At 71.9% G+C, this 24,798-nt stretch carries 26 protein-coding genes and 1 riboswitch; of the genes, 13 read left to right on the top strand and 13 right to left on the bottom strand.

What is annotated here, in order from left to right; all coding sequences use genetic code 11:
* The first annotated feature begins 15 nt into the window (after window positions 1-15).
* From cbiE to FJQ56_RS08690, 3 genes are all read left to right on the top strand, one after another.
* Window positions 16-1,224, top strand: coding sequence for a precorrin-6y C5,15-methyltransferase (decarboxylating) subunit CbiE (gene cbiE / locus FJQ56_RS08700; RefSeq protein WP_246084044.1), 1,209 nt, complete (start codon window positions 16-18; stop codon window positions 1,222-1,224).
* Window positions 1,221-1,964: a precorrin-4 C(11)-methyltransferase gene (gene cobM / locus FJQ56_RS08695; protein ID WP_211350797.1), complete on the top strand. Its 744-nt coding sequence runs from the start codon at window positions 1,221-1,223 to the stop codon at window positions 1,962-1,964. Before cbiE ends, cobM begins: the two co-directional genes overlap by 4 nt.
* Before the next feature lie 330 nt (window positions 1,965-2,294).
* Window positions 2,295-3,530 (top strand): HNH endonuclease signature motif containing protein, encoded by a 1,236-nt coding sequence (locus tag FJQ56_RS08690; RefSeq protein WP_140008973.1) that lies wholly within the window; start codon window positions 2,295-2,297, stop codon window positions 3,528-3,530.
* Between the two features lie 107 nt (window positions 3,531-3,637).
* On the opposite strand, the gene FJQ56_RS08685 is transcribed toward FJQ56_RS08690, so the two are convergent.
* Window positions 3,638-3,838: a DUF2283 domain-containing protein gene (locus tag FJQ56_RS08685; RefSeq protein WP_211350796.1), complete on the bottom strand. Its 201-nt coding sequence runs from the start codon at window positions 3,836-3,838 to the stop codon at window positions 3,638-3,640.
* 219 nt (window positions 3,839-4,057) lie between these two features.
* On the bottom strand, window positions 4,058-4,456 hold the full coding sequence (locus tag FJQ56_RS08680) for a hypothetical protein (protein ID WP_211350795.1): 399 nt from the start codon (window positions 4,454-4,456) through the stop codon (window positions 4,058-4,060).
* Between the two features lie 157 nt (window positions 4,457-4,613).
* On the opposite strand from FJQ56_RS08680, the gene FJQ56_RS08675 reads away from it, so the two are divergent.
* The 3 genes from FJQ56_RS08675 (at window position 4,614) to FJQ56_RS08665 (ending at window position 6,168) form a co-directional block, all read left to right on the top strand.
* Entirely contained in the window at window positions 4,614-4,994 is a 381-nt protein-coding gene (locus FJQ56_RS08675; RefSeq protein WP_140008967.1) for a hypothetical protein, read from the top strand.
* 104 nt (window positions 4,995-5,098) lie between these two features.
* Window positions 5,099-5,590 (top strand): HAD domain-containing protein, encoded by a 492-nt coding sequence (locus FJQ56_RS08670; RefSeq protein ID WP_140008965.1) that lies wholly within the window; start codon window positions 5,099-5,101, stop codon window positions 5,588-5,590.
* Window positions 5,591-5,733: 143 nt separating this feature from the next.
* The gene (locus FJQ56_RS08665; RefSeq protein ID WP_140008963.1) at window positions 5,734-6,168 is read left to right on the top strand and encodes a hypothetical protein; all 435 of its coding nucleotides are present in this window, start codon (window positions 5,734-5,736) and stop codon (window positions 6,166-6,168) included.
* Between the two features lie 12 nt (window positions 6,169-6,180).
* Here FJQ56_RS08665 and FJQ56_RS08660 read toward each other — a convergent pair whose 3' ends face one another.
* From FJQ56_RS08660 to FJQ56_RS08645, 4 genes are all read right to left on the bottom strand, one after another.
* Entirely contained in the window at window positions 6,181-6,459 is a 279-nt protein-coding gene (locus FJQ56_RS08660) for a hypothetical protein (RefSeq protein ID WP_140008961.1), read from the bottom strand.
* 90 nt (window positions 6,460-6,549) lie between these two features.
* Complete coding sequence (locus tag FJQ56_RS08655) at window positions 6,550-8,064, bottom strand: precorrin-2 C(20)-methyltransferase (protein WP_140008959.1); 1,515 nt, start codon at window positions 8,062-8,064, stop codon at window positions 6,550-6,552.
* Window positions 8,061-8,726: a precorrin-8X methylmutase gene (locus FJQ56_RS08650; RefSeq protein WP_140008957.1), complete on the bottom strand. Its 666-nt coding sequence runs from the start codon at window positions 8,724-8,726 to the stop codon at window positions 8,061-8,063. The genes FJQ56_RS08655 and FJQ56_RS08650 overlap by 4 nt, the downstream gene beginning before the upstream one ends.
* Window positions 8,723-9,595 carry a nitrite reductase gene (locus tag FJQ56_RS08645; protein WP_140008955.1) on the bottom strand — a complete coding sequence of 291 codons (873 nt, stop codon included), beginning with the start codon at window positions 9,593-9,595 and terminating at the stop codon, window positions 8,723-8,725. Before FJQ56_RS08645 ends, FJQ56_RS08650 begins: the two co-directional genes overlap by 4 nt.
* A 52-nt stretch (window positions 9,596-9,647) precedes the next feature.
* A riboswitch (cobalamin riboswitch) is annotated at window positions 9,648-9,854 on the bottom strand.
* A 195-nt stretch (window positions 9,855-10,049) separates the two neighbouring features.
* On the opposite strand from FJQ56_RS08645, the gene FJQ56_RS08640 reads away from it, so the two are divergent.
* The gene (locus tag FJQ56_RS08640) at window positions 10,050-10,781 is read left to right on the top strand and encodes an SGNH/GDSL hydrolase family protein (RefSeq protein ID WP_246084043.1); all 732 of its coding nucleotides are present in this window, start codon (window positions 10,050-10,052) and stop codon (window positions 10,779-10,781) included.
* Between the two features lie 67 nt (window positions 10,782-10,848).
* Here FJQ56_RS08640 and FJQ56_RS08635 read toward each other — a convergent pair whose 3' ends face one another.
* From FJQ56_RS08635 to FJQ56_RS08620, 4 genes are all read right to left on the bottom strand, one after another.
* Complete coding sequence (locus FJQ56_RS08635; RefSeq protein WP_170215322.1) at window positions 10,849-14,079, bottom strand: PAS domain-containing hybrid sensor histidine kinase/response regulator; 3,231 nt, start codon at window positions 14,077-14,079, stop codon at window positions 10,849-10,851.
* A gap of 125 nt (window positions 14,080-14,204) precedes the next feature.
* A complete protein-coding gene (locus FJQ56_RS08630) occupies window positions 14,205-14,897 on the bottom strand; it encodes a PaaI family thioesterase (protein WP_140008949.1) in 693 nt (230 codons plus the stop codon).
* A gap of 186 nt (window positions 14,898-15,083) precedes the next feature.
* Window positions 15,084-16,082, bottom strand: a complete 999-nt coding sequence (locus tag FJQ56_RS08625; protein ID WP_140009775.1) for an aldo/keto reductase — start codon at window positions 16,080-16,082, stop codon at window positions 15,084-15,086.
* 8 nt (window positions 16,083-16,090) lie between these two features.
* The gene (locus tag FJQ56_RS08620; RefSeq protein ID WP_140008947.1) at window positions 16,091-16,888 is read right to left on the bottom strand and encodes a thioesterase family protein; all 798 of its coding nucleotides are present in this window, start codon (window positions 16,886-16,888) and stop codon (window positions 16,091-16,093) included.
* Window positions 16,889-16,930: 42 nt separating this feature from the next.
* On the opposite strand from FJQ56_RS08620, the gene FJQ56_RS08615 reads away from it, so the two are divergent.
* Window positions 16,931-17,794 (top strand): 3-hydroxybutyryl-CoA dehydrogenase, encoded by an 864-nt coding sequence (locus tag FJQ56_RS08615; protein ID WP_140008945.1) that lies wholly within the window; start codon window positions 16,931-16,933, stop codon window positions 17,792-17,794.
* A gap of 184 nt (window positions 17,795-17,978) precedes the next feature.
* Here FJQ56_RS08615 and FJQ56_RS08610 read toward each other — a convergent pair whose 3' ends face one another.
* Window positions 17,979-19,445 carry an MFS transporter gene (locus FJQ56_RS08610; RefSeq protein ID WP_140008943.1) on the bottom strand — a complete coding sequence of 489 codons (1,467 nt, stop codon included), beginning with the start codon at window positions 19,443-19,445 and terminating at the stop codon, window positions 17,979-17,981.
* Between the two features lie 479 nt (window positions 19,446-19,924).
* On the opposite strand from FJQ56_RS08610, the gene FJQ56_RS08605 reads away from it, so the two are divergent.
* Window positions 19,925-20,878 (top strand): hypothetical protein, encoded by a 954-nt coding sequence (locus FJQ56_RS08605; RefSeq protein WP_140008941.1) that lies wholly within the window; start codon window positions 19,925-19,927, stop codon window positions 20,876-20,878.
* A complete protein-coding gene (locus FJQ56_RS08600) occupies window positions 20,878-21,714 on the top strand; it encodes a hypothetical protein (protein WP_140008939.1) in 837 nt (278 codons plus the stop codon). Before FJQ56_RS08605 ends, FJQ56_RS08600 begins: the two co-directional genes overlap by 1 nt.
* A 49-nt stretch (window positions 21,715-21,763) precedes the next feature.
* Here FJQ56_RS08600 and FJQ56_RS08595 read toward each other — a convergent pair whose 3' ends face one another.
* Window positions 21,764-22,201 carry an SRPBCC family protein gene (locus FJQ56_RS08595; protein ID WP_140008937.1) on the bottom strand — a complete coding sequence of 146 codons (438 nt, stop codon included), beginning with the start codon at window positions 22,199-22,201 and terminating at the stop codon, window positions 21,764-21,766.
* Between the two features lie 85 nt (window positions 22,202-22,286).
* The gene (locus FJQ56_RS08590; RefSeq protein WP_170215321.1) at window positions 22,287-22,703 is read right to left on the bottom strand and encodes a BLUF domain-containing protein; all 417 of its coding nucleotides are present in this window, start codon (window positions 22,701-22,703) and stop codon (window positions 22,287-22,289) included.
* Between the two features lie 159 nt (window positions 22,704-22,862).
* On the opposite strand from FJQ56_RS08590, the gene FJQ56_RS08585 reads away from it, so the two are divergent.
* The 3 genes from FJQ56_RS08585 to FJQ56_RS08575 are packed head-to-tail and all read left to right on the top strand — an operon-like array spanning window position 22,863 to window position 24,779.
* Entirely contained in the window at window positions 22,863-23,441 is a 579-nt protein-coding gene (locus FJQ56_RS08585) for a hypothetical protein (RefSeq protein WP_140008933.1), read from the top strand.
* The gene (locus FJQ56_RS08580; RefSeq protein WP_211350794.1) at window positions 23,438-24,073 is read left to right on the top strand and encodes a class I SAM-dependent methyltransferase; all 636 of its coding nucleotides are present in this window, start codon (window positions 23,438-23,440) and stop codon (window positions 24,071-24,073) included. The genes FJQ56_RS08585 and FJQ56_RS08580 overlap by 4 nt, the downstream gene beginning before the upstream one ends.
* 4 nt (window positions 24,074-24,077) lie before the next feature.
* Window positions 24,078-24,779 (top strand): NAD-dependent deacylase, encoded by a 702-nt coding sequence (locus FJQ56_RS08575; RefSeq protein WP_140008931.1) that lies wholly within the window; start codon window positions 24,078-24,080, stop codon window positions 24,777-24,779.
* The last annotated feature ends 19 nt before the right edge of the window (window positions 24,780-24,798 follow it).

Genomic DNA, 24,798 nt, shown 5'->3' with positions numbered 1-24,798 from the left:
ATAGCGTCACGCCTCGTGCCCGCCTCCCTGCCCTCCCGCGTCAGCGTCGTCGGCCTCGGCGCCGACGGCTGGGCCGGCCTCGGCGAGGTCGCCCGGGTGCGCGTCGCGGGCGCCGACGTCGTGATCGGCTCGACGCGCCAGGTGGCCCTCCTGCCCGGCGACGACGCACAGCAGCGACAGGTCTGGCCGAGCCCGCTGTCCTACGACCTCCTGGCCGACCACGCCGACCGCGACGTCGTCGTGCTGGCCTCCGGTGACCCGCTGCTGTCGGGCATCGCCACCGCGCTGCGCCCGCTCGTCGGCGACCGGCTCGAGGTACTGCCGGCGGTGTCGTCGGTAGCGCTCGCCCGCGCCCGGATGCGCTGGTCGGCCGAGGAGACGGCCGTGGTGACCACGGTCGGCCGGCGCCTGGAGCTGGTGGTCCGCGAGCTCGCTCCCGGGCGTCGGATCCTGGTGCTGACCAGCGGCGCCGGCACCCCCGCCGACCTCGCCACGCTCCTCACCGACGCGGGCTACGGCGCTAGCCGGCTGACCGTGCTCGGCGACCTGGGCGCCGCGCACGAGTCGCGGGTCGAGGGCCCTGCCGCCGACTGGTCGGCCGCCTCGCCCGCGCTCCACGTCGTCGCGGTCGAGTGCGTCGGTCCGGTGGTCGGCTCGTGGGTCGCCGGGCTGCCCGACGACGCCTACGAGCACGACGGCCAGCTCACCAAGCGCGACCTGCGCGCCTCGGCCCTGGCTCGCCTGGCCCCCCAGCCGGGCCAGCTGCTGTGGGACCTCGGCGCCGGTGCCGGGTCGGTCGGCATCGAGTGGCTGCGCGCCCACCCCACCTGCCGGGCCCACGCCGTCGAGCGCGACCCCGCCCGGGCCGAGCGCATCGGGCGCAACGCGGCCCGGCTCGGGGTCCCGGGGCTCGAGGTCGTGGTGGGCGACGCGCTCGACGTCGTACCCGGCCTGCCGCGCCCGCACGCGATCTTCGTCGGTGGTGGAGCGACCGCCCCCGGGCTCCTCGACGCGTGCCGCGAGCACCTGGCCCCCGGCGGCCGTCTCGTCGTCCACGGCGTGACGCTGGAGACCGAGCAGGTCCTCGCGGCGGCGTACGCCGAGCACGGCGGCGAGCTGGTCCGCGTGGCGGTCGAGACCGCGGCGCCGATCGGGTCGTTCACCGGCTGGACGCCGGCCCGGGCCGTGACGCAGTGGGCGTGGACCAAGCAGGACGACCGGTGACCGTCCACGTCGTCGGGGCGGGGCCCGGGGCCGCCGACCTGCTCACCCTGCGCGCCGCGGCGCTGCTGGCCGCGGCCGACGTCGTGCTCTACCCCGGCACCTACCTCGACGCCGAGGTCCTCTCGCACTGCCGACCCGACGCCCGTCTCGTCGACACCCAGGGCCTCGACCTCGACACGATGGTGGCCACGATGGTGGCGGCGCACGGCGAGGGCCTCGACGTCGTCCGGCTGACCTCGGGTGACCCGTCGGTCTACAGCGCTGTCGCAGAGCAGACCCGCCGGCTCGACCTGGCCGGCGTGCCGTGGGACGTGACCCCCGGCGTGGCGTCGTACGCCGCCGCGGCGGCGATCGTCGGCCGCGAGCTCACCGTCCCCCTGGTGGCGCAGTCGGTCGTGCTGACCCGCGTCCAGGCCCGGTCGACCGCGATGCCCGAGACCGAGTCGCTCGCCGCGTTCGCGGCCACCCGCGCGACCCTGGCCGTGCACCTCGCCATCACCCGCATCCGCGAGGTGATGGCCGAGGTGGGCCCGCACTACGGCGCCGACTGCCCCGTCGTCGTGGTCTACCGCGCCAGCCAGCCCGACCAGGTCGTCCTGCACGGCACCGTGGCCGACATCGCCGACCAGGTCGAGGCAGCCGGCCTGCGCCAGGCCGCGGTGATCCTGGTCGGCCGCGCGCTGGCCCGCGACGGCGGCGAGTCGTTCCTGTACTCCGCCGATCGCACCCGTCCGGTCTGAGCCCACGTCGGCTGAGGTGCGAGGAGCCCCAGCGACGACCCGACCCGGTACGCCGACCAGGCCACCCCCACCCCGGCTGAGGTGCGAGGAGCCCAGCGACGACCCGACCGGGTACGTCGACCAGGCCGCCCCGACGCCGGCTGAGGTGCGAGGAGCCCCAGCGACGAGCCTCGAAGCCACCGCCACCGACCCTCCCAACCCGACCCCAGGGTCTGTGGAAACAACCACGAACCGTCCACAGGGCGCGAGTGGATAGGGGTTGTCCACAACCCCCGTGGTTGAGCCGGAAAGTCGTCCAGGACTGTCGGTGGCCGGTGCTGGAATAGTCCCATGGCCCAGCACACCGACACCCCCGGATCGGGACACCCGATCGAGGCAGTGCTGTGCCGGTTCCTCGACGACCTCAAGGGTCTGGCGGACGTCCCGACCTGGTCGATGGACGCAGAGACCACCACCCGTGTGGTGGGTCTGGGTGCCCGGGTCGCCGCCGGTGTCGCCGAGCTCGAAGCCAGGTCGATCAGACAGGCCGAGACCCTCGACCTCCCCGGCACCGCCGGGTGCCGCAACCTCGCCCGGTGGGTCCAACGCACCACCGGGGTGACCCGACGGTCTGCTCGAGCAAAGGCCAAGCTCGCCGCAGGCCTGGGCGACCTCGAACCCACCAGGGCCGCGACGGCCCGCGGCGACATCCACGCCGAGCAGGCCCAGGCCATCGCCAACCATGTCGCGGTGTTGGACGACGAGAAGGTCTCGGCCCACGACCAGGCCCGCGCTGAGGCCTTCCTCCTCGGCGAAGCCACCGGCGGTCACGACGCCGACACCCTGGCGGCGATGGGCCACGCGATCTGGGAACGCCTGGACCCCGAGGGCGCCGACGAACGCGAGGCCAAAGCGTTGGAAGCCCAGGAAGAACGCGCCCGCAGACGCACCCGACTCACCATGGGCGACGACGGTGACGGACTGACCCACGGCCGGTTCTCCATCCCCACCGCCACCGCTGACGCGTTCCGCAAACAGCTCCACGCCCTCGCCGCCCCCAAACACATCCGCGCCGAGCACGGGGCCGGGTCCTACGACTGGCAGAAGCCCTCAGCCGAACGCCTCGGCCAGGCGTTCACCGAATGGATCGAGACCTACGACCCCACCCAGCTACCCAAGATCGGCGGCCTGTCCGCCACCGTGATCGCCATCGGCGACTACGACCTCCTCCAAGGCAAGCTCAAGGCTGCCCAGCTGGAGACCGGCACCAAGATCAGCCCCACCGAATACCTCCGCCTGGCCTGCGGCGCCGGGATCATCCCCGCCTGGATGAACGCATCCGGCGAAGTCCTCGCCCTGGGTAGGAAGCACAGGTTCCACACCCCCGCCCAACGCCTCGCCGCGATCGTCGAGCAACGCCACTGCCAACACCACAGTGGCTGCGACGTCCCCGGCTACCTGTGCCACGCCCACCACACCATCCCCTGGGCCCAGGGCGGCACCACCGACCTGAGGACCACCACGCTCTACTGCCCCTACCACCACACCCGCGTCCACCAACCCGGCCACGACCCCACGCGCACCTGACGGTCGGACGACGAGGCCCTCCTGCTCAGGCCCAGGAAGGTCACATCTGGCCGACCGGGTGAAGGCGATCCGCCCGCAGCTGCCGAGAGTCGGGGATCACCGACCACCTACTCCACGAGGGCCTCCGGCAATAGGCTGCGCGCGTCGAGTACTTCTATACCGACAAGGCGCCCATCGCTGCCGACATCAAGGTTGACCATCCACGGGTGGTCGCCCCCGTCGACCGGAACCGTGCGAACCACGTCGCCTGACTGATTGTCTGGAACTAGGTAGATGTAGGCGGCGTTCGCGTCGGGGTCGTAGGTCACTCGGAGCGGCTTGACTGAATCCGTCATACCTCAACCATCCCAGCGTGACGAACCGCCGGGTCTGCTGCGATCAGAGCACGCTCCGAGGAGGCGCTCGCCGCTGACCGAGCTCGCGCTCGAGCTAGGTACGTCGGTGACGGGGCGCGGTGATGCCCGCATTCCATCGCCCGACCCCGACCATGCCGCGAGCTGAGCGCACGTGCCGAAGGTCGAGTGCTCCTACCTCGTCGGTCGCGGAAATTCGCCGCGCAGGATGGCCAGGCGGTTCTCCGGCGCATCAGGTGAGAGGAAGTCTGGGATCGTGCGCTCGTCGCGGCGAGGTCTGGACAGCAACTCGACAGGCCATTCCGTCACGCGCTCTTGGCGGACGTGGCTGTACGTGCCTGCCTCGGACTCGTCGATGTACTCGCGTTGGAGCACCAGAGCGAGCAGTGCGCCGACTCCAACGACGCTGGCAGACGCAGCCTCTGCCTCCTCGTAGGTCGCGAACGCATAGAAGTAGACGCCGTCTCCGAAGTCTTCTGCCCCGAGATGGGGGTAGCACCACACGCGGTACTCCAGGACCTCGTCCCAGACGTAGCCGCCACCCGCTTTGGCGCTCGTCGGGTACTCGCCCACCCGTTCAGGGTCGACCGCTGCCGGGTACCCCATGTGGCCAGGTTGCCACGCCCAACGGCTCCGCCCGACCATGCCGCGCTGACCGTGTCGCGGCTGCCGCCCGTCGTTGCACGCTGACCGGTCCCGCGCGCTGCTCGTCGTCGTAGGGTCACACCTCGTGGTGCGGTACGTCGTCCTTGTCAGCGAGTCAGCGGTCATGCCCAGGGATGTTCTTCGTGCGCTTGCGGCTCACCCTCGTTTCGAGATTGATGACAACGGGTCAGCTCATTCCCGTCATCCGCTGACGACTGTGGAGCCCTTCGACTGGTCGGTGGAGGGCGACGACTGGCTGACGGACTTGAAGCCTTCCAGCCCATCAGGCTCCATTCCGTCAAGGGTCGGCAGCGCCATGATGATGACGTGCGGTTCCGCCTCATGGATTGCTGAGACTGGCCTCTTGCTGGCTGCGGAGCTGCGCGAGCCAGCGTGGTTCATCGGAAACGACGGGGTCGCCTGGTTGGTCGAGCAGGTGGACCCTGCTCGCATCGACCTGGGCTGAACCGACCGGAACGACTAGACACGGGCGCTCGGCACAACGCCCGGTCCTCAGGTCAACGAAACGAGTAGCCGAGAGTCGCATGTCCCAACGTCTACTCTCAGCCGATGCCGACCTCAGCAGATCAGCCGGTCATCTTCCTCGACGTCGATGGCCCTCTGATCCCGTTCGGGGCCTCTGGTTATCCGACCTTCGGCAGTGGTTTTGACAATCCACTCCTGGAACGGGTCGACCCCTCGTGGGGCCGCCAACTGAGCGACCTACCCGGGGAGCTGGTGTGGGCGACGACATGGGAGGAGGAAGCCAACGAGGTCCTGGGACCCCTCCTCGGGCTAGCGCCTCTGCCAGTCGTGGTGTGGCCCGATGGGGATGTCGCGTGGGTCCCGCCGGGGGGGCATTGGAAGACAGAGGCCCTGCTGTCCTGGAGCAAGGGCCGAGCCCTGGTCTGGATCGACGACGAGATCTCGGATGCGGACCGATCGTGGATAGAGGAAAACCGAACTGAGCCGTCCTATCTGCTCCGTGTCGATCATCGTGTCGGCCTGACTCGGACGGACCTCACGGCGCTCGAGGCGTGGTTGCTGCGAGTGAGCTGTTGAACGCAACTGACCCATCGCCCGACCAGCAGCGTGAGGTGGTCGCGGTAGTGAGCCCGGATACTCAGGGAGGGTCGGGCCGCACGGTGCGAGGATCGCCCGGCCCGTCGCCATACCCGACGGTCGGGCCCGGTGAAGGAGTCGTCGTGCGCAGGTCCACCCGTGTCGTCCTCGGTTGTGTCATCGCTGTCTCGTTGGTGTTCGGAGGCGGTGCCTACGCCTTGGTCAAGACCGGCGCCGTCGACGCGATGTTGAACGAGTGCACCGACGAGGCGACCGACGCGGCCAACGAGCTGGCTGATGCCGTGCGCAAGGACCTGCCGGGTCGCACGTCTGCGGTCGAGCTCACGGGCTACTGCGACAAGCAGCCCTGGCCCTCCGTCACGACGACCACGAGTGCCGACCGCGCCACGGTCGCCCGGAGACTCAGGGCCCGCTGGGGGTGCACCTATGCGCCGGTCATCGACCCTCGGTTGGACAACGGCGTCGTCGCCCCGCCGTGGGACTGCGCCGACGTCGGAGGCCACGAAGCCACCGTCGAGGTCGACTACGACGGGACGTTCATCGCCGACCTGGGCTGAGGCGGAGGGACGTCAGCTGCCCTCGAGCTCCTTGCGCAGCGTGATGACCTCCGCCAGCGCACGCTCGGCGGTCTCGTTGGCGACGTTCAGCGCCTTGAGCAACGCGGTGATGTCGACCTTCTGGCGTTGGGCGGGGCTGCGCATGGCCTCGTCCAGGTCGAGGCCGAGATCCCCGGCTGCGTGCAGCTGGTCCGTGAGCTCCGGCAGGCTCTGGTGGCCGGTCCGCGCCCCGATCCTCACGTCTCGCTCGGCCTGCGCCTGCGGAGTCCTGCTCACCTTGAAGAGACCCATGCGGCCACCCGTCGTCGGTCGTGCCCCCGAAGGTCGGGAAGGGGCAGCATAGGGGCCACGAGGTTGGCTCGCCGGCGGGACGACGCGACCTCAGCCCGGCACGGACCGGCTCGTCCACACCGCGCCGCTCGCGCTGACCGTGGTGCCCGAGGACCCCACGATCAGCAGGCACTTCATGTCGATCGACGCGGCGTCGAGGTCGGCGAGCGTGGTCACGGTCAGGGACTCCTCGGCCCGGCCCACGTCGCGTCCGACGACGACCGGGCGGTCGGCGGGCAGCACCTCGAGCAGCAGCTTCTGGGCCAGCACGACCTGCTCGGTGCGCGAGCGCGACGCCGGGTTGTAGATCGCGAGCACCAGGTCGGCCTCGGCGATCGCGCGCAGCCGCTGCTCGATCACGGTCCAGGGCTTGAGGCGGTCGGACAGGCTCACGACCGCGAAGTCGCCGCCGATCGGGGCGCCTGCGCGTGCGGCGACGGCCTGCACCGCGCTCACGCCCGGCAGCACCCGCACCGGGACCCCGGGGAACTCGTCGGCCACCTCGTGCACGGCCGACGCCATCCCGAACACCCCGGCGTCGCCGCCGGAGACGACGGCCACGCGACCACCGGCGGCGGCCAACGCGAGGGCGTGCCGGGCCCGGTCGACCTCGACCGAGTTGCCGGAGGCGTGCCGGGTCAGCCCGGCGCGCTGCGGCACCCGGTTGACGTACGGCGCGTAGCCGACGACGTGGTCGACCTCGGCGAGCACCTCGTCGACCTCGGGGGTCAGCCAGCGGTCCGGGCCGGGGCCGAGACCGACGACCAGCACCTCGCCTACCGCGACCGCCTCGACCGCCTCGACCGCGGGCGGGTCCGCCTCGGCCGCAGGAGCGCGCCGGGAGTCGCCGGGCACCACGATCAGCGAGAAGTAGGGCACCGAGTCGGCATCGACGTCGGCCGCCGGGAGCCGGCGCTCGCCCTCCTGCGACGCGCGCTCGACGTAGACCGCGTCATCGAGTCGTCCGGCCGCGGCCAGGGCACGTCGTACGGCGGGGAAGGTGCGGCCCAGCTTCATGATGACCGCCCCGTCGGTGTCGGCCAGGCGCCGCGCGAGCTCGGCCTCGGGGAGCGTGCCGGGCAGCACCGTGAGCACGTCGGTACGACGCACCAGCGGCAGCGCGGCGGCCGCGGTGGCCGCGGCGAAGGCCGGGACCCCCGGCACGACCTCGGTCTCGAACCGCTCGGCGAGGCGGTCGTGCATGTACATCGACGAGCCGTAGAAGAGCGGGTCGCCCTCGGCGAGCAGCACGACGTGGCGCCCGGCCTCGAGGTGGGCGGCCAACCGCTCCGCCGACCGCTCGTAGAAGTCGGCCATGGCGCCGGCGTAGCCGCCGGGGTGGTCGGTGCTGCCGGTGGTCACCGGGTAGCGCAGCTCCTCCTCGATCACCGGGTCGGGGAACAGGCCGGCGGCGATGCGTCGGGCGTGCGACTGCTTGCGCACGCCGGCGTGGAAGGCGACCACGTCGGCGGCCCCGATCAGCCGCGCCGCCTTGAGGGTGATCAGCTCCGGGTCGCCCGGGCCGAGGCCCACGCAGGCGAAGCGTCCGGTCGCGCCGCTGCTCACTCGGCCTCCTGGGCCAGGGCGTTGACGGCCGACGAGGCCATCGCCGACCCGCCGCGTCGCCCGCGCACGGTGACGAACGGGACGTCGATGCCGTGGTCGTCGGCGAACGACGCGAGTGCGTCCTTGGACTCCGCGGCACCGATGAAGCCGACCGGGCACCCGATGATCGCGGCCGGACGGGGTGCGCCGGCGAGGAGCATCTCGAGGAGGTGGAAGAGGGCGGTCGGAGCGTTGCCGATGGCGACGACGGCACCCTCGAGGAGGGGCTCCCAGAGCGAGACGGCCGCCGCGGTCCGGGTCGTGCTCCACGCCGCCGCGAGCCCGGGCACCCGCTCGTCGGTGAGGAAGCAGTGGACCTCGTTGCCGGCCGGGAGTCGCCCGGCGGTGACGCCCATGGCGACCATCCGGGCGTCGGTGATGATCGGGGCGCCGAGGGCCAGCGCGGTCCGCGCCGAGTCGACGAGGTCGGGGTGCACGACGAGGTCGCGCACCAGGTCGACCTGGCCGCTGCCGTGGATCATCCGGACGGCGACCTTCTCGGCGCCCGCGGGCAGGCCCGACAGGTCGGCCTCGGCACGGATCGTGGCGAAGGAGTCGACGTAGATGGCGGGGCCGTCGGCGACGTAGGGGTAGCGCCGCGGCGGCGGCTGCAGCGCGCTCACGGGACGAGCACCCCGCGCCACGGCGTCACGACGAGGTCGGCAGGTCCTCGGGCCGCGCGGGCCGCGAGGTCGGCGACCAGGGCGGGGGACAGGACGCCGTCCGGGGCGGCCACGTGGGTGCCGCCGGGGACCGGTCCGTAGGGCAGCGGCGGGGCCGGGTCGGGCAGCCGCGGGTCCGGTGGCTGCGCCGCCACCAGGGGTACGCCGAGCTCGTCGACGTGCCAGGCCGCGGTCGGGCCCTCGCCACGGGCGGCGGCGAAGGCGCGGGCCAGGGCGTGCAGGGCCCCGGCGGCCTCGGCGAGGGGGACCACGGGCCCCCACGCCGTACCGACCCGCAGCTGAGCGGTCTCGTCGTCGAGGACGACCAGGCCGAGATCGCAGTCGCGGAGCAGGTCGCCGCGCCCGTCGTCGAGGACGAACAGGAAGCGCCCGGGCAGGTCGGCGAGCGTCTCGTCGGTGACGAGCAGGGACTCCAGGTGCGCCGCGACGCGCCGCAGGTCGGCGCGACCGCCGGCCAGACCGGACGAGGGGGACACCATCACGTTGCGCACCATGTCGTGGGAGCGGGTCGGCAGCAGCCCGGTGTCGGCGATGGCCTCGACCACGTCGGGGCGCAGCGCGGCGCCGTCGGCGTCCAGGGGCAGCGCCCGCAGCTGCAGGTTGGCCCGCCCGGTCAGGTGGACGTCGCCGTCGCCGTGGCGGCGGGCGACCTCGCCGATCGCGGCCAGCCGGGCGCCGGGGAGGCGCCCGCCCACCAGGCGGAGCCGGACGAGGGCGCCGTCGTCGGCCGGCCACGGGCGCAGCACGCCGGGGCACAGGTCGCGTCGGGTACGGGGGGAGGCGGGCCCGGAGGGGGTGGCGGGTGGCACGAGGTCCTCGGTGGGTCAGGGACTGTCCGCGTCGTCCTTCGTGACCTCACGGCGTACGTCGCGAGGGCCAGCAGGTCTTCGGACTCGGGATCGACCGGCACGGAGCGCCTTCCCGGGTCTGTCGACCCAGTGACTGTCCGGCGGTCTCCCGCCCGACGTGCTCCGCCCGTCACCCATACCGCTGCGCGTCAGTCCCGGACTCCCACCGGGTTCCCTGACCCCTCGTGGTGAGAGGTCGACTGGCTCGCGCAGGCTACCAACACGATCGAGATCGACGGCGGCATGCTCCCGGGCGTCCGGTATGACGCAGGCCTCAGGACCATCACCGACCTGCTCCGAGCGCCGGGCCGCGTGGCAGGATCGGCGCGTGACCCGAGTCGATGCCACGGCACCCCAGGTGACGGATCCGACGGATCCGACGGAGGTGGCGCTGAGCCCGACCTACCGCCGATTCGTGGCGATCGGAGACTCGTGGACCGAGGGTGTCGGCGACCCCGACCCGACCCGGCCCAACGGGCTGAGGGGGTGGGCGGACCGGGTCGCCGAGGTGCTGGCGACCCGGAGCGCGGACTTCGGCTACGCCAACTTCGCGATCCGGGGGCGTCGGGTCGGCGAGATCCTCGACGAGCAGCTCGACCCGGCACTGGCCCTCGACCCGGACCTGCTCACGATCCAGGGCGCCGGCAACGACCTGCTCCGGGCGACCGTCGACATCGATGCCCTCGTCGAGGCGATCGACGCGGCCGTCGCTCGGGCGACGGCGGGCGGGGCGCGGGTGGTGCTCTTCACCCACGGTGCCGCGGCCTCCGGCCCGTTCCGTGCGCTGCGGGGACGGATCGCGATCTTCAACGAGCTCCTGCGCGAGGTCGTCGACACCCACGACGCGGTGCTGGTCGACAACTGGCGGCTCCGGGAGGCCCGGGACCCGCGCTACTGGGATGCCGACCGGGTCCACCTCTCACCCCTCGGGCACCACCGGGCCGCGATGCACGTGCTGGACACCCTGGACGTGGTCCACGACGTCGAGGCGTGGGACCTGCCCGAGACGACGGCGGGCGGTGACGGTCTGCGGGCGCAGCTCGAGTGGACCAGGACCTTCGTCGGCCCGTGGCTGCTGCGCCGGGTCACCGGTCGCTCGACCGGCGACGGTGTCACGCCCAAGCGACCGAGCCTGGCCACGATCTGAGAGGGGCAGGCCCGCCTGCCGAACTGCGCCGACCCGCCGAGTCGACGACAGCACGCCGACGTCGCGGTCAGAGCGCCGTGTCGGCGGTCTGCTCGCGCCACGCCCGGTAGTCGACCAGCACCGTCGCGGCCTCGGCCAGTGCGGCGGCCAGCTCGGCGACCGCGGTCATCGCGCCCTGGGTGGTGCCCTGGTCACCGAGGCCCTCGAGCCGCCCGGCGATCGCGGCGACCGTCGGCAGGCCCAGGTTGCTGGCGCTGCCCTTGAGGGAGTGGGCGGCCGCGCGCAGTGCCGTCGCGTCGTCCTGCTCCACAGCGCGCGTGAGCCCCGCGATGACGTCGGGTCGGCGTCGTAGGAAGTTGTCGATGGCGCGGTCGAGGTAGGCGTCGGCGCCGGGTCCCATCTCGAGGAGCTCGGCCAGCCGGTCCAGGTCGAGGTGGGGACTGAGCGGCCCCCGCGCCCGGGGGCGGCCTCCGGGGCGGCCGCCGGGCCGTCGTACGAGGTCGGGACCGACCCAGCGCGTGAGCGCCGAGCGCAGCGCCGCCGACGACACCGGCTTGGTGAGGAAGTCGTCCATGCCGGCGGCCAGGCAGCGCTCACGCTCGCCGCTGACGGCCGCGGCGGTGAGGGCGATCACCGGCAGCCGCTCGCGGTGGGTGGCGGCCTCCCAGCGGCGCAGCGCCTGGGTGGTCTCGTAGCCGTCGAGTCCCGGCATCTGCACGTCCATCAGGACGACGTCGACCTCCTGGTGCTCGAGCAGCGCGAGCGCCGCGCGGCCGTCGTCGGCGGTGATCACGGCGAACCCCTGCGCCTCGAGGAAGCCCCGGGCGACGAGCTGGTTGATGTGGTTGTCCTCGACGACCAGGACGTGCCCGCGGTCGCCGGCCCCCGCGACCTCGGTGGACGACAGACCGGCTCCGAGCTCGACGATCTGCTCGCCGGAGAGCACGAGCAGCAGGGCGTCGCGCAAGGTCGCGGAGGAGACCGGCCTGGCCAGGCAGGCCACCACGCCGGCGCGGCGCAGCTCGTCGTCGACGGCGACGTACGACGACGTGACGAGGACGACCGGAAGGCCGGCGGGATGGTGTCCGCGGCGGACCGCCTCGGCGAGCGCGTGCCCGGTCGGCTCGGCCAGGTCGGACCCCAGCAGCACCGCGTCGTAGGACGCGTCGGACCCCACCTCGGACCCCACGTCGGACCCCACGTCGGCCGGCACCGCCTGCGCGTCGACGTCCCACCACGCGAGCTGCTCGAGCAGGAGGGTGCGGTTGTCGTCGTCGTCGTCGACGACGAGCACCCGCAGGCCTCCCAGCGCGAGGCGGGCCTCGGCCAGGGCGTCCTGCGCCGGTCGTCCGGTCGCAGGGCCGAGGGGGGCGGTGAACCAGAAGGTGCTGCCCGCACCCGGCTCGCTGTCGACGCCGATCTCGCCACCGAACGCGGCCACGATCTCGGCACAGATCGCCAGGCCCAGGCCGGTGCCGCCGAAGCGTCGCGTCGTCGAGGCGTCGGCCTGCGCGAAGGGGGCGAAGATGTGCTCGCGCTGCTCGGCCGTGATGCCCATGCCCGTGTCGGACACGTCGAAGCGCAGCACGACGCCGGCGTCGTCGGGCCGGGGTACTGCGGTCGCGCGGATGCTGACCGAGCCGGCGGTGGTGAACTTCAAGGCGTTGGAGCCGAAGTTGAGCAGCACCTGCCGCAGTCGGGTCGGGTCGCCGCACAGCAGGTCGGGCACGTCGTCGCTGCTGGAGACGCGCAGCACGATGTCGCGGCCCCGGGTGGAGTCGACGAGCATGTCGCCGACCTCGGCGAGCAGCTCGCGGACCTCGAAGTCGACCGCCTCGACCTCGAGCCGTCCGGCCTCGATCTTGGAGAAGTCGAGGATGTCGTTGAGGAGGTCGAGCAGGGCCCGGCTCGAGAGCGCGATGCCCGAGACGAAGTGGCGCTGGCGCTCGGACAGGCTCGTGGAGCCGAGGAGCTCGTTGAGGCCGATGATGCCGTTGAGCGGGGTGCGGATCTCGTGGCTCATCGTCGTCAGGAAGTCGGACTTGTGCTGCGAGGTCTCCACGGCGCGGTCCCGGGCCGCGGCCAGCTCGCGACGGGACCCTTCACGCTCGGCGACCCGCGAGATCAGCACCGCCGACTGCTCGACCATCTGCTGGATCATGTCGTGGCGGTAGAGCGGCGGGAGCGAGGTGATCACGACCACCGCGAGGATCTCGCCGTCGAGCCGGACCGGGGAGGCGAGCGTCAGGCGTCGCTCGGGGTCCCATACGGAGTGGCCAAGTCGGTAGCACTCGTCGGCGGTCGCCCGCTCGATCGTGTCGATGGCGGCGTCCTCGCCGTCGGTCCCGACCACGCCGGAGTCGGGGTGCTCGACCAGCCCGCTGCCGTCGGGGGACGGGACGAAGGCGCGGGCCCGGTCCCAGTCGTCGTGCAGGACGACCATCGACGCGGCCTGCGAGAGCACGTCGTCGAGCGAGGTGGCCTCGTTGGCGGCGGTGGCGACGGCGTTCATGAGGGAGTTCTGGGTGACGAGGTCCTGCAGCTGGTCCTCGGTGTCGCGGGCCCGGGTGATGTCCTGGTAGGTGCCGGACACCTCGACCAGCGCCCCGGTCGGGTCGTAGGAGCCCCAGGCGCGCAGGCGCACCCACATCCAGCCGTGCCGTCCGCGCTGGCGCAGCTCGAGGTCGACCCGGGGGCGCCGCCCGTTGCCGAGCTGCTCCAGCGCCTCGAACAGGCGCAGGTGGTCCTCGGGGTGGGTCAGGGCCTGCAGCCGCTCGCGGTCGGCGGAGAGCAGGTCGGTGACGTGCTCGCCGTAGAGCTGCTCGAGGCCCTCGGAGTGGCTCGTGGTCTGTGTGGCGACGTGCCAGGTCCAGCTGCCGCTGCGGGCGATCCGCTCGGCGCGCATCAGGCCGCGCCGGCTCTCGAACGCCTCCTCCAGCAGGCGCCGGGTCTCGTGGTTGTCGGTCAGGCGCAGGATCACCCCCGACACCCCGGCGTCGTCGCGCAGTCCGGCCTGGCGCAGCCGCACCCACAGCGACGACCCGTCGAGGCGGATCAGCATGGTGTCGACCTCGTCGTCGAGGAGCTCGCCCCGGGCGGCGCGCGTCAGGTGCTGGTGGGAGTGGCGGCGCCCGGCCAGGTCGAGGAACTCGTCGAAGTGGCGCCCCCGGAGCGGGCTGGCGCCCAGCAGCTCCTCGGCGCTCGCGTTGGCGAAGCGGATCGTGCCATCGAGGTCGAGGACCACGATCCCGTCGGTCAGTGAGGAGACGATCTCTCGGTAGAGGTGGGTGTCCTCCACGTGGGGCCTCCCGTCCGAACGAACCGCGTGACCGCACGTCACGATGAGCCGTCCGAAGCGGGCCCACCCTCGCGGTTTACATCCTAAGGGCTGGCACGCGGTCGCGTCGCGCGCAGCCACGTCCGCTAGTCGAGCGAGCCGATGCCGGTCGGGCCGTCGTCCGCCGCGGGCTGGTAGGCCCAGCGCGGGATGATGAACAGGCCCTGTGCCTCGACCGCGGGCTCCGCGCCGGGCTCGTCGGGCCGGATCGTGGCGGTGACGGTGATCTTGCGCTCGACCTCCGCGCTGACCCGCGCCTCCATCCGCACCCGGCCCAGCGGCAGCGGCCGTACGTAGCGCAGCGTGAGAGTGCCGGTCACCGTGAGCCGCGTGTGGGCGGCGCTGGCCGTCTCGCCCATCAGGTGGTCGAGCAGCAGTGCCGAGACGCCGCCGTGGACGCTGCCGGGCGGACCCTCGTACGGCGCCCCGAGGTCGACCGCCGAGCGCACGACGTCGTCGTCGCCCCACTCGAGCCGCACCGGCGGCGCGAACGCGTTGCGGACCCCGACCACGGTGTTGCCCCAGTTCCACGACCGGCCGTGGGCGTTGTAGTGGACACCGGCCGGCCCGGCGGGAGCGTCCTGCGCGAGCAGGCCGGCCGCCTCCTGCAGCAGCGCCCGGGCCCTGGCCACCCGCTCCGCGTCGACCCGGCTGCGGATGCCCAGGTCGAGCAGGCGGCGTACGTCGTCGGTCAGGCCGCCCCACAGCCGCTCCGCGGCCTCGACGTCGTCGGTGGGCAGGTCCTCGAAGACGAACGAGGACATCGTCAGGTCGGACACGTGTCGACCCTAGGGCGTGTCTCTCAATCCTGGGCGGCGCCACACGCCGCCCAGGCCGCACGCTGACGGCACCGCAGCTGCTCGAAATACGACGAGTATGCCGTCGCACCTGCGGACACCGTCATCGCACGACCTGGACGTCGCTGGCATCCACCCCTGATTGAGAGACACGCCCTAGTGGGCGCCTCAGCGATCGATCATCCGCTCCATCGCGTCCGGGTAGCGGTGGCCCTGCACCTCGACGGCGGCGATGGCCGTCTCGATCTCGGCGAGGTCGTCGGCGGTGAGCTCGAGGTCGGCGCCGCCGAGGTTCTCCCGGACCCGCGACGTACGCCGGGTGCCGGGGATCGGGACGATCCACGGCTGCTGGGCGAGCAGCCAGGCGAGGGCCACCTGGCCCGGGGTGCCGTCCTTGGCGGCGGCGATGCGCTGCAACAGGTCGACGACGGCCTGGTTGGCGGCCAGCGCCTCGGGGGTGAACCGGGGCATCGAGGTGCGGATGTCGGTGCTGTCGAAGGCGGTGCTGCTGGTGATCGCGCCGGTGAGGAAGCCGCGGCCCAGCGGGCTGAACGGCACCAGCCCGATGCCGAGCTCGTCGAGCGTCGGGATGATCTCGCTCTCGAGGTCGCGCCACCACAGGGAGTACTCGCTCTGCAGCGCGGTGACCGGCTGCACGGCGTGCGCCCGGCGGATCGTGCCGGCGCCGGCCTCGGACAGCCCGAAGTGGGTGACCTTGCCGGCCTCGATCAGCTCCTTGACGGTGCCGGCGACCTCCTCGATGGGCACGGCCGGGTCGACGCGGTGCTGGTAGAGCAGGTCGATGTGGTCGACGCCCAGCCGGCGCAGCGACCCGTCGACGGCGGTGCGGATGTGGTCGCGGCGGCTGTCGACCCCCTCGCGCTGCGTGCCGTCGTCGGCGAAGGCGAAGCCGAACTTGGTGGCGATGACGACCTGGTCGCGGACCGGCGCGAGCGCCTTGCCGACCAGCTCCTCGTTGGTGAACGGGCCGTAGACCTCGGCGGTGTCGAACAGCGTGACGCCCAGCTCGACGGCGTCGCGGATCACCGTCGTCATCTCGCCGACGTCGCTCGCCGGGCCGAAGCCGTGGCTCATGCCCATGCAGCCGAGGCCGATCGCGGAGACCTCGAGGCCGGTCTCGGGGTGGCCCAGGGTGCGCTTCCTCATGGTGCGGCTCATGGACTCGACGGTACGACGGGGGTGCGCGGGCGCACGGTGAGCACCTGGGCCAGGGTCCCGATCGGTCCGGCCTCGTCGTGCAGCGTGGTGCTGGTCAGGCCGTGCCCCGTGGCCCCGAACGTCACGCTCGTGTCGAAGCCCAGCCACCCCGGCCGGGGCGGCCGGACCAGGTGGGCGGTGAGGTCGAGGTTGGGGAAGGTGACCGCGCCCGGGTCGGCGCGCACCGTCATCCCGTTGGCGATGTCGACGAGCCCGGCCGCCGCGGCGGTCGGCCCGACCGGCTCGTCGAGCAGGGGGACGTCGGTCCGCACCCAGTACGCCGCCCGCCCCGGTGCCTGCTGCTGTCGGCGTACCCGGACCGAGGCGATGAACCCGCCGGCCCACACCGTGGTCGGGTCCCAGGCCGGCATCGTGTCGGGGGCGGCGAGGTCGGCCAGGCCGGTGCCGGCGTACGACGCCGTGTCGCCGGGCACGACGAGCCAGGCCCGCAGCACGACGGCGGCCCGGCCGCCCTGGGTGAGGGTCGCCTCGACGAGCTCGATGGTGCGACCCGCGCGGAGCACGCGGACGGCGACCTCGAACCGGTCCATCGCCAGCGTGCCGAGGATGTCGTAGGAGAGCCGGGTGACGTCGAGCCGGTCCTGCGGCCCGCGGCGGTCGGCGTGGTCGCGCTCCACCAGGTGGCACAGCAGTCCGAACGACGGGCCGACGTGCTGCTCCTCGAGGTTCCAGGCGCCGCCGACGTGCGCGGTCGGGGTGAAGACGTCGTCGGCGATCCGGTCGAAGTACGGCACCGCGCGATCGTCACACGGCAGGCGCCGTGACATCGTGGCGGCATGGACAACGTGGGTGTGATCGGCGGCGGACTGATGGGTGCGGGCATCGCGGAGGTGTCGGCGCGGGCCGGTCTCGACGTGGTGGTCGTGGAGTCCTCCGAGGAGGCGGCCAAGGCTGCACTGGGTCGGTTGGAGAAGTCGCTGAGCCGTGCCGAGAGCAAGGGCAAGCTCGACGGTGCCGGCGGGACGACCGCCGAGCAGGTGCTCGGCCGGATCCGGGTCGAGACCGACCTGGGCGCGGTGGCCGACCGCGACGTGGTGGTCGAGGCGATCGTGGAGAACGAGGCCGCGAAGGTGGCGCTGTTCAAGGCGCTGGACGACATCGTGACCTCGCCGGACGCGATCCTGGCCTCCAACACCTCCTCGATCCCGATCATGAAGCTGGGCGTGGTGACGAGCCGCCCGCAGCAGGTCATCGGCATCCACTTCTTCAACCCGGTGCCGGTGCTGCAGCTGGTCGAGCTGGTGCCGTCGCTGCTGACCTCGACCGAGACCACGGCCCGTTCGCGGGAATGGGTGGAGGGGTCGCTGGCCAAGAAGGCGATCGACTGCCAGGACCGCGCGGGGTTCGTCGTCAACGCCCTGCTGATCCCGTTCATCCTGTCGGCGATCCGGATGCTCGAGTCGGGCTTCGCCACGGCCGAGGACATCGACCGTGGTCTGGTGCTGGGCGCGGCACACCCCCAGGGTCCGCTGGCGTTGGCCGACCTGATCGGCCTGGACACCACCAAGGCGGTGGCGGAGTCGTTGTACGAGGAGTTCAAGGAGCCGCTGTACGCCGCCCCGCCGCTGCTGGCGCGGATGGTCGACGCCGGGCTGCTGGGCCGCAAGACCGGTCGTGGCTTCTACACCTACGACCGCTGACCCGCGGCAGACCGCGTCGGTCGAGGCGTGAGGCGCGCTAGCGCCGAGCCTCGAGACCCCCGCAGCGTCCTGTGGTCGGCAGCGACGTCTTCTCGCGGATCGGACTCCGGTCGGGTCGGGTGCCTCGGCTGCGGGGGTCTCGAGGCTCAGGCCTGGCGGCCTTCGCACCTCGACCGACGTGCGGTCAGCGAACCGCGGTGACCTCGGCAGCCGCGGCGTGCTCAGCAGCCTCGGCCTCGGTCTGCGGGCCGGGTACGACGTGGGTGCGGGCCTTGATCACCGGCACGAAGACGGCGACCAGGGCGGCGAGGGTCGAGGTCACGACGAGCACGCCGAACCCGTGGGTGTAGCCGGCCTCGACGGGCAGGCCGTCGGGACGTGCGTTGGCGGTCACCACGCTGGCGAGCACGGCGCTGCCGAGGGCACCGCCGACGGTGCGGATGTTGGCGTTCATGCCGCTGGCGACGCCGGTCTGGGACTGCGGGACGGCGTCGACGATCAGGTTGGACATCGCGGCGAAGGAGAGGCCGAAGCCCAGGCCGAGGACGGTGGTCTCCGCGAGCACCATCCACAGCTGGTCGTGGGCCACGACGAGCCCGAGGGTGCCGAACGCGGTGAGCGTGGCGCCGACGACCAGGACGGCCTTGGAGCCGAAGCGGGCCGCGAGGCGACCGGAGTAGATGCCCGCCAGGAAGGTGGCGACCGTCTGTCCCAGGAGCATGAGACCCGACTGCGTGACCGAGGCACCGAAGCCGTAGCCGGTCACGTCGTCGGGGGTCTGCAGGAACTGGGGGAGGAAGGCGAACATCGAGTACATCCCCATGCCGAAGAGCAGGGAGACGAGGTTGACGGTCCACACGGTCGGGATCCGCATCATCCGCATGTCAATCAGCGGGCTGTCGCTGCGCGCCTCGGCCCGCACCCACACCGGGAGCAGGACGGCGGTGGCCACGAACAGGCCGACCGTGATCGGGGAGCCCCAGCCCCAGCTGTGGCCCTGGCTCACCGCGAGCAGCAGCGTCACCAGCCACGACGACATCAGCAGCGCGGAGGACACGTTGATCCGGCCGGCGGTGCGCTCGGGCGACTCGGGCACGAAGAAGTAGGCGGCCAGGGCTGCGAGGACCGTCATCACCATCGGGATCCAGAACAGCCAGTGGTAGCTCAGGACGTCGACGATGGGCCCGGCCAGGACGAGGCCGATGCCGCCGCCCACGGCGAGGAGGGCGGCCGACGTACCGACGGCGCCGGCGACCTTGTCGCGCGGGAACTCGTCGCGGATGATGCCGAACGTCAGCGGCAGGACGCCGCCGCCGATGCCCTGGATCGCGCGGGCGGCGATGAGCACACCGATCGACGGGGCGAGCGCGGCGAGCAGGGAGCCGACCGCGAGGGCGACGAGGGCGACGACGAGCATCCGCTCCTTGCCGACCTTGTCGCCGATCCGTCCGATGATCGGGGTGAAGACCGAGGCCGACAGCAGGTAGGCGGTCAGCACCCACGTCACCGTGGCCTGGTCGGTGTCGAGGGCGGCCTCGATGGTCGGCAGCACCGGGTTGACCATCGACTGCAGCAGCGAGAAGGACGCCACCCCCGCACAGAGGACCAGGAAGGTCACGCGGTAGTCGGTGCGCTGGTCGGTGCCTGCCATGGCGGTGCTCCTCGGGTACGTCGGGTGCGCTGTGTCGCGTGGTGCCAGCAGTCGACGATGACGAGCTCGGCACGAGAGAAGCGCCCATGCCCGGTTGGCTATTCCGAGAGGTACGTCACATCGGTTGACTCGGACAACTACTTTCGCGGGTGTCCAGCAGGTTGTGGACCTGTCTCCATGGGTGACGCGAGCCACCGAGTCCCACGCGACGGCCGGTTCTGAAGAGGCTTCGTTTCCTCAACCTGCTAGTTTCTCGGACTGAGAAACACTCAAGTTTGGGAAACACTGCATGGGTGCGACGAGTTGGGGGTGTCCGGCGCTTCCCATCCCCCGTTTCTCGATCTAACCTGTTTCTCGGTATGGGAAACGAGCCGATCAAGGAAACGCGCATCGAGTCGGCCGCGGCGATGCTGCGTCACGCACTGCCCTCAGCCTGGCGTGTCCATGTCGCACCTGCGTCTGCGCCCTTCGATGCAACGTTGATCCTGACAGCGCCCGACGGGTCAAACGTCGAGTTGGCAGTCGCCGTCAAGCTGTGGTCGACAGCCCCCACGGGAGCGGTCGTCGGAGTGTTGAGCCGTCTGCAGGACCGGACATCCCGACCCGTGTTGCTGCTCACGGACTACACGAGCAAGCCCCTACGCGATGTCTGCGAGAAGCTGGGCATGGGCTATCTGGACGAGGGCGGATGGTCCTTCCTCAACCTGGAGGATCCCGTCGTCTTCATCCGCACCGAGGGGACCGCCGGGCGCGCGCCGCGTGTCAGCAGTGAGGTCGTCAGGCTGAACGGCGTCGCCGTCTCGCGAACGATCGAGACTCTTCTCGAGGTCGACCCACCGCTTGGCGTCCGCGAGTTGGCAACTCGAGCCGGTGTGTCCAGCCCCGGGTCTGTCTCCAAGTTGCTACCGACGTTGGCTGCGGCCAATGCGATCTCTCGCGATTCGGCCGGCCGGGTGGTCGACATCAGGCGCCGGCTGCTTCTCGAGAGATGGGTCCAGGACTACTCCTTCCTCAGCGGCAACGGGGTCGTGCTGGACTTCCTGGCTCCGCGGGGACTCGACGGCGTGCTCGACCAGATCAGATCGACCCCGTCGATCTGCGTCACGGGGGGGATAGCTGCTCGCGACTATCTCCGCGATGGTCTCGTGCCAGTCGTGCCGACAACCCGTCTCACGGTCTACGCGGAGGATGGAGGGGCGTGGGCGAGAGGTGTCGGACTGGTTCGTGTCGACCGTGCCGTGAGCAACGTGATCGTCGCGCGACCGAAGGACCTTCGCATTCTCCTGGCTCCGAGGAAGGGGCGCAGCAGCCTTCCGCTCGCCCCGAGAGGACAGGTCCTCGCCGACCTGTTGACGCTTCCCGGGCGGGAGACGTCCTTGGCGGATCAACTGATGGACCAACTCGAGCTGGAAGACCCGCTATGGAGGACTTGATGAGCACTCACGACGACCATCCAGCCGAGTACGTGGCTGCGCGACGAACGCTGTTGGACGTCTTGGACGCCTTGGAGGACCACCGATCGAGCATGATCCTGATCGGCGCTCAAGCCGTCTACATGCATGCCGTTCCCACCACCTCGATGGTGCCGCCCATGACGACCGACGCGGACCTTGCGTTGGATGCCGACCTCCTCGCGGACGACCCCGAGATAGCGACCGCGCTGTCCGCGGCTGGCTTCACTGTCGGCCAGCCTGGCCACTGGGAGAACGTTCAGGGGATCGCAGTCGACCTCATGGTCGCACCGCACCAGGCCAATCGTCCTGAAGGGAAGCGAGCTGCTGATCTCGCACCGCACGACAAGAAGGTGGCTAGGGTCGCCCCCGGACTGGCGGCCGCCCTCACGGACAACGAACCTCGGGACGTGGGGGCCCTGGTTGCTGGAGATGACCGCGTCCATGTGATCAGGGTCGCCGGGCCGGCGGCGCTCGTGGTCGCCAAGGCGATCAAGATCGACGACCGCCTCGCGGACGCTGCCGCCGGGAAGACGGGGCGCATCGTCGACAAGGATGCGCTGGACCTCCTTCGACTCCTGCAGAGCATCGAGACTCAGGTGCTGGTCGAGGGCCTGTCTGTGCACCCCGGCGGGTCTGCCGCGTCTGCCGAGGTCGAACGAGCGATGGGCATCCTCACAGAGCGGGCCGCCAGCGCTGAAGCGGACATCCCTCGGCTCGCCGCACAAGCGGCGGGAGACGACCCGACGATATCGGCAAGTCTCGCCGCACTGGTGGCTGAGCTACTTCAGGCCTGGGCCAGCGGGACGATCTCCTGACCACGTGAAGCGCGCGTTCGAACGCCCACCAGGGACGCGGCTGCGCGGGTCAGCCCAGGCGCTGGGCGAGGTTGGCGAGCACGCCGTCGTGGATACGGGCCAGGCCCTTCGGTGCGAAGGTGCGCTCGAAGAACCCCCCGACGCCGCCGGCGCCGTCCCAGGTCGTCGTCACCACGACCCGGGTCCCGGTGGCGCCGTCGGGCACCACGGCGTACGTCGTGACCATGGAGGAGTTGCGGTCGGTCTCGATCACGCGGGAGGCGTCGACGACCACGTCGGCGACGACGTGGCGCACGCGCTTCTTGGTGGCGTGCAGCCGCCAGGTCGCGACGGTGCCGCTGCCGACCCCGCCGGACTCGACGGCGTAGTCGGTGTAGGCCTCGGTGAGGATCGCGGGCCGGGTGTCGGCGTAGTCGGCGAGCGCGGCGAGCGCGACGGTCGGGGCGACCGACAGGGTGGTCTCGGTGGTGGCGGTGACCTGGGCCATCAGCTGTGCTCCTCGGGCTCGGTTGTCGTGATCGACGGTAGCGAGCGGGTGTCGCCGGACCGCTGGCGGTCGGACGTCGTCGGGGTCAGCGGATGTTCTTCTTGAACATCGACATCAGCCGGTAGGCCGAGCTGTCGGACGCGCCGGCCTCGGCGCCGGTCGCCTGCTGCAGGAACGGGTTGAAGCCCTCGGTCGCCTCGATCTGGTCCGGGCTGACGTGGCGGAAGCCCATCGACCAGTCGGGGAAGGCTCGCTCGTCGATCGGGTCCCGCAGGATCTCGATCACGTCGTGGTGGCGGGCATCGGCACCGATCGTGTCGAACATCGTCACGACGGCCTGATCGGGACCCTCGAGGGCCTGGATGATGTTGCCGCCGCTGTAGAGGAGCATCCCGCTCAGCTCGCGAGCGTGGTTGGTGACTCGCCAGTCGACCAGGAGCCTCATCAGGGTCGGGACCTCCAGGAGGTCGGTGGCGGAGCTGACGTAGGTCAGGGACAACAACAGGGGCCGCCTTGGGCTCTGGGGAGTGCGGGCACGCCAAGCCTAGGTCGCCACTCGCCGCCACGTCGCCGATCGTCGCCGAGGGCGGCATCGGCGGCGAACTGGGCGCCCTCTCGCCCTCCGCGGGAGCCGTCCCGGCGCGGCTGCTTCACTGGTCGTATGACGCACGGCCCGGACGGACGCCGACGGCAGCTGGTCACGGTGCTGCCGTGGCTCGTCGTCGGCGTCGTCATGGTGGCCCTGGCCGGGGTGGCCGTCGTCCGGCTCGCAGTCGGGGCCGACGAGCCGACCGAGGCCGACTCGGTGCGCGACGTGGCCGACATGGCGCAGGTCATCGCCGAGGAGCTCGACGTCGACAGTGGGCTCGACCTGCTGTGCGACGAGCCCATCGAGCTCTACAAGATGGCCGTCGAGTCGACGATCATCCGGTGGCAGACGATGTCCGGCTCACCGGCGCCCACGGTGACCGCGCGGGTGAGCGAGGTCGACGACGGACCGACCGGGTCGTTCCTGCTCCGCGTCAGCCCCGACGACCGCGCCCTGAAGGACGAGCAGCGCACCTTCCGGGTCTTCGTGGAGAGCCGCGACGGCCGGTCGTGCGTCGCGGGCATCGGGGGCCGTAAGGCCGACCGCGCCAGCATCCGGTTCGCCGACGACGGCTACTCGGGCGTGGTGTCGCCGACCCCCACCCCCGGACCGCCCCGGAGCCCGACCCCGACGCGGGGCACCAGCCCGTGACCCGGTGGACCGAGGTCGCCAGCGCCCACGACGGCGACGACTACGCCGCGGCGTACGCCGAGCGGTTCCGTCGGCTCGCCGCCGAGGGCGCCGACGTGCACGGCGAGGCGGGCATGGTGGCGAGGCTGCGGCCGCTCGACCCGACCCACCAGGCCCCACCGGCGCAGGTGCTCGACGCCGGGTGCGGGACCGGCCGGGTCGCCGTACGTCTGCACGAGCTGGGGTACGACGTCGTGGGCTGCGACGTCGACGCCTCGATGGTCGAGGTGGCGCGGGCCGAGGCGCCCGGCCTGGACTGGCGGGTCGCCGACCTGACGACGCTCGACCTGGGCGAGACGTTCGACGTGGTGCTGCTCGCGGGCAACGTGGTCCCGTTGCTCGAGGACGGCACCCTCGACCAGACCTGCCACCGCGTGGCCGAGCACCTCGCACCCGACGGCCTTCTCGTCTGCGGCTTCGGGACCGACGCCGACCACCTGCCCGACGGGTGCCCGGTCACCGACCTCGACACCGTCGTCGCCGCTGCCGGGGCGGCCGGGCTCGAGGAGGTCGCCCGGTGGGGGACGTGGGCGGGCGACCCCTGGAGCGACACGGGCGGCTACGTCGTCGTCCTCCTCGGTCTGGCAGGGTGACGGGGTGCGTGTCGTCGTCCTCACCGGTGCCGGGATCTCCGCCGAGAGCGGGGTGCCGACGTTCCGCGACGCCGACGGCCTGTGGGAGGGCCACCGGGTCGAGGACGTCGCGACACCGGAGGCCTTCGACGCCCAGCCCACGGTCGTCCAGCAGTTCTACGACGCCCGCCGTGCGGCGCTGACGGCCGTCGAGCCCAACCCCGCCCACGTCGCGCTGGGTCGGCTCGAGGAGGTGCTCGGCGACGACTTCTACCTCGTCACCCAGAACATCGACGACCTCCACGAGCGCGGCGGCTCGTCGCGGGTGCACCACATGCACGGCGAGCTGCGCTCGGCGCTGTGCCGTGCCTGCGGCATGCGCACCGAGTGGACCGGCGACCTGGTCGACTTCCCGCCCTGCCCGGGCTGCGGGGTGACCGAGCTGCGCCCCGACGTGGTGTGGTTCGGCGAGATCCCCTACGAGATGGACACCATCCTCGGCGTGCTGCGCCGCGCCGAGCTGTTCGTGTCGATCGGCACCTCCGGGGCGGTCTACCCGGCGGCCGGGTTCGTCCAGTACGCCGCCCGGCACGGCGCCCGCACGCTCGAGCTCAACCTGCAGCCGAGCGAGGGCACGTCGTTCTTCCACGAGTCGCGCCAGGGTCCGGCCGGCCTCCTCGTGCCGACCTGGGTCGACGAGGTGCTCGGCTCGGTCGGACCGGGCTAAGGATTCTCGAACCGATCCC

Origin of the sequence: Nocardioides plantarum (assembly GCF_006346395.1) — a bacterium.
Lineage (GTDB): Bacteria > Actinomycetota > Actinomycetes > Propionibacteriales > Nocardioidaceae > Nocardioides > Nocardioides plantarum.
This window is presented reverse-complemented; position numbering and strand designations above follow the sequence as displayed.

What these genes read in the sequence shown, in the direction of transcription:
- FJQ56_RS08610 (WP_140008943.1), bottom strand. Translation starts at nt 19,445, where the DNA reads ATGGCAGGCACCGACCAGCGCACCGACTACCGCGTGACCTTCCTGGTC.
- FJQ56_RS08670 (WP_140008965.1), top strand. Translation starts at nt 5,099, where the DNA reads ATGCCGACCTCAGCAGATCAGCCGGTCATCTTCCTCGACGTCGATGGC.
- FJQ56_RS08595 (WP_140008937.1), bottom strand. Translation starts at nt 22,201, where the DNA reads ATGGCCCAGGTCACCGCCACCACCGAGACCACCCTGTCGGTCGCCCCG.
- FJQ56_RS08625 (WP_140009775.1), bottom strand. Translation starts at nt 16,082, where the DNA reads ATGAGGAAGCGCACCCTGGGCCACCCCGAGACCGGCCTCGAGGTCTCC.
- FJQ56_RS08690 (WP_140008973.1), top strand. Translation starts at nt 2,295, where the DNA reads ATGGCCCAGCACACCGACACCCCCGGATCGGGACACCCGATCGAGGCA.
- FJQ56_RS08660 (WP_140008961.1), bottom strand. Translation starts at nt 6,459, where the DNA reads ATGGGTCTCTTCAAGGTGAGCAGGACTCCGCAGGCGCAGGCCGAGCGA.
- FJQ56_RS08615 (WP_140008945.1), top strand. Translation starts at nt 16,931, where the DNA reads ATGGACAACGTGGGTGTGATCGGCGGCGGACTGATGGGTGCGGGCATC.
- FJQ56_RS08585 (WP_140008933.1), top strand. Translation starts at nt 22,863, where the DNA reads ATGACGCACGGCCCGGACGGACGCCGACGGCAGCTGGTCACGGTGCTG.
- FJQ56_RS08600 (WP_140008939.1), top strand. Translation starts at nt 20,878, where the DNA reads ATGAGCACTCACGACGACCATCCAGCCGAGTACGTGGCTGCGCGACGA.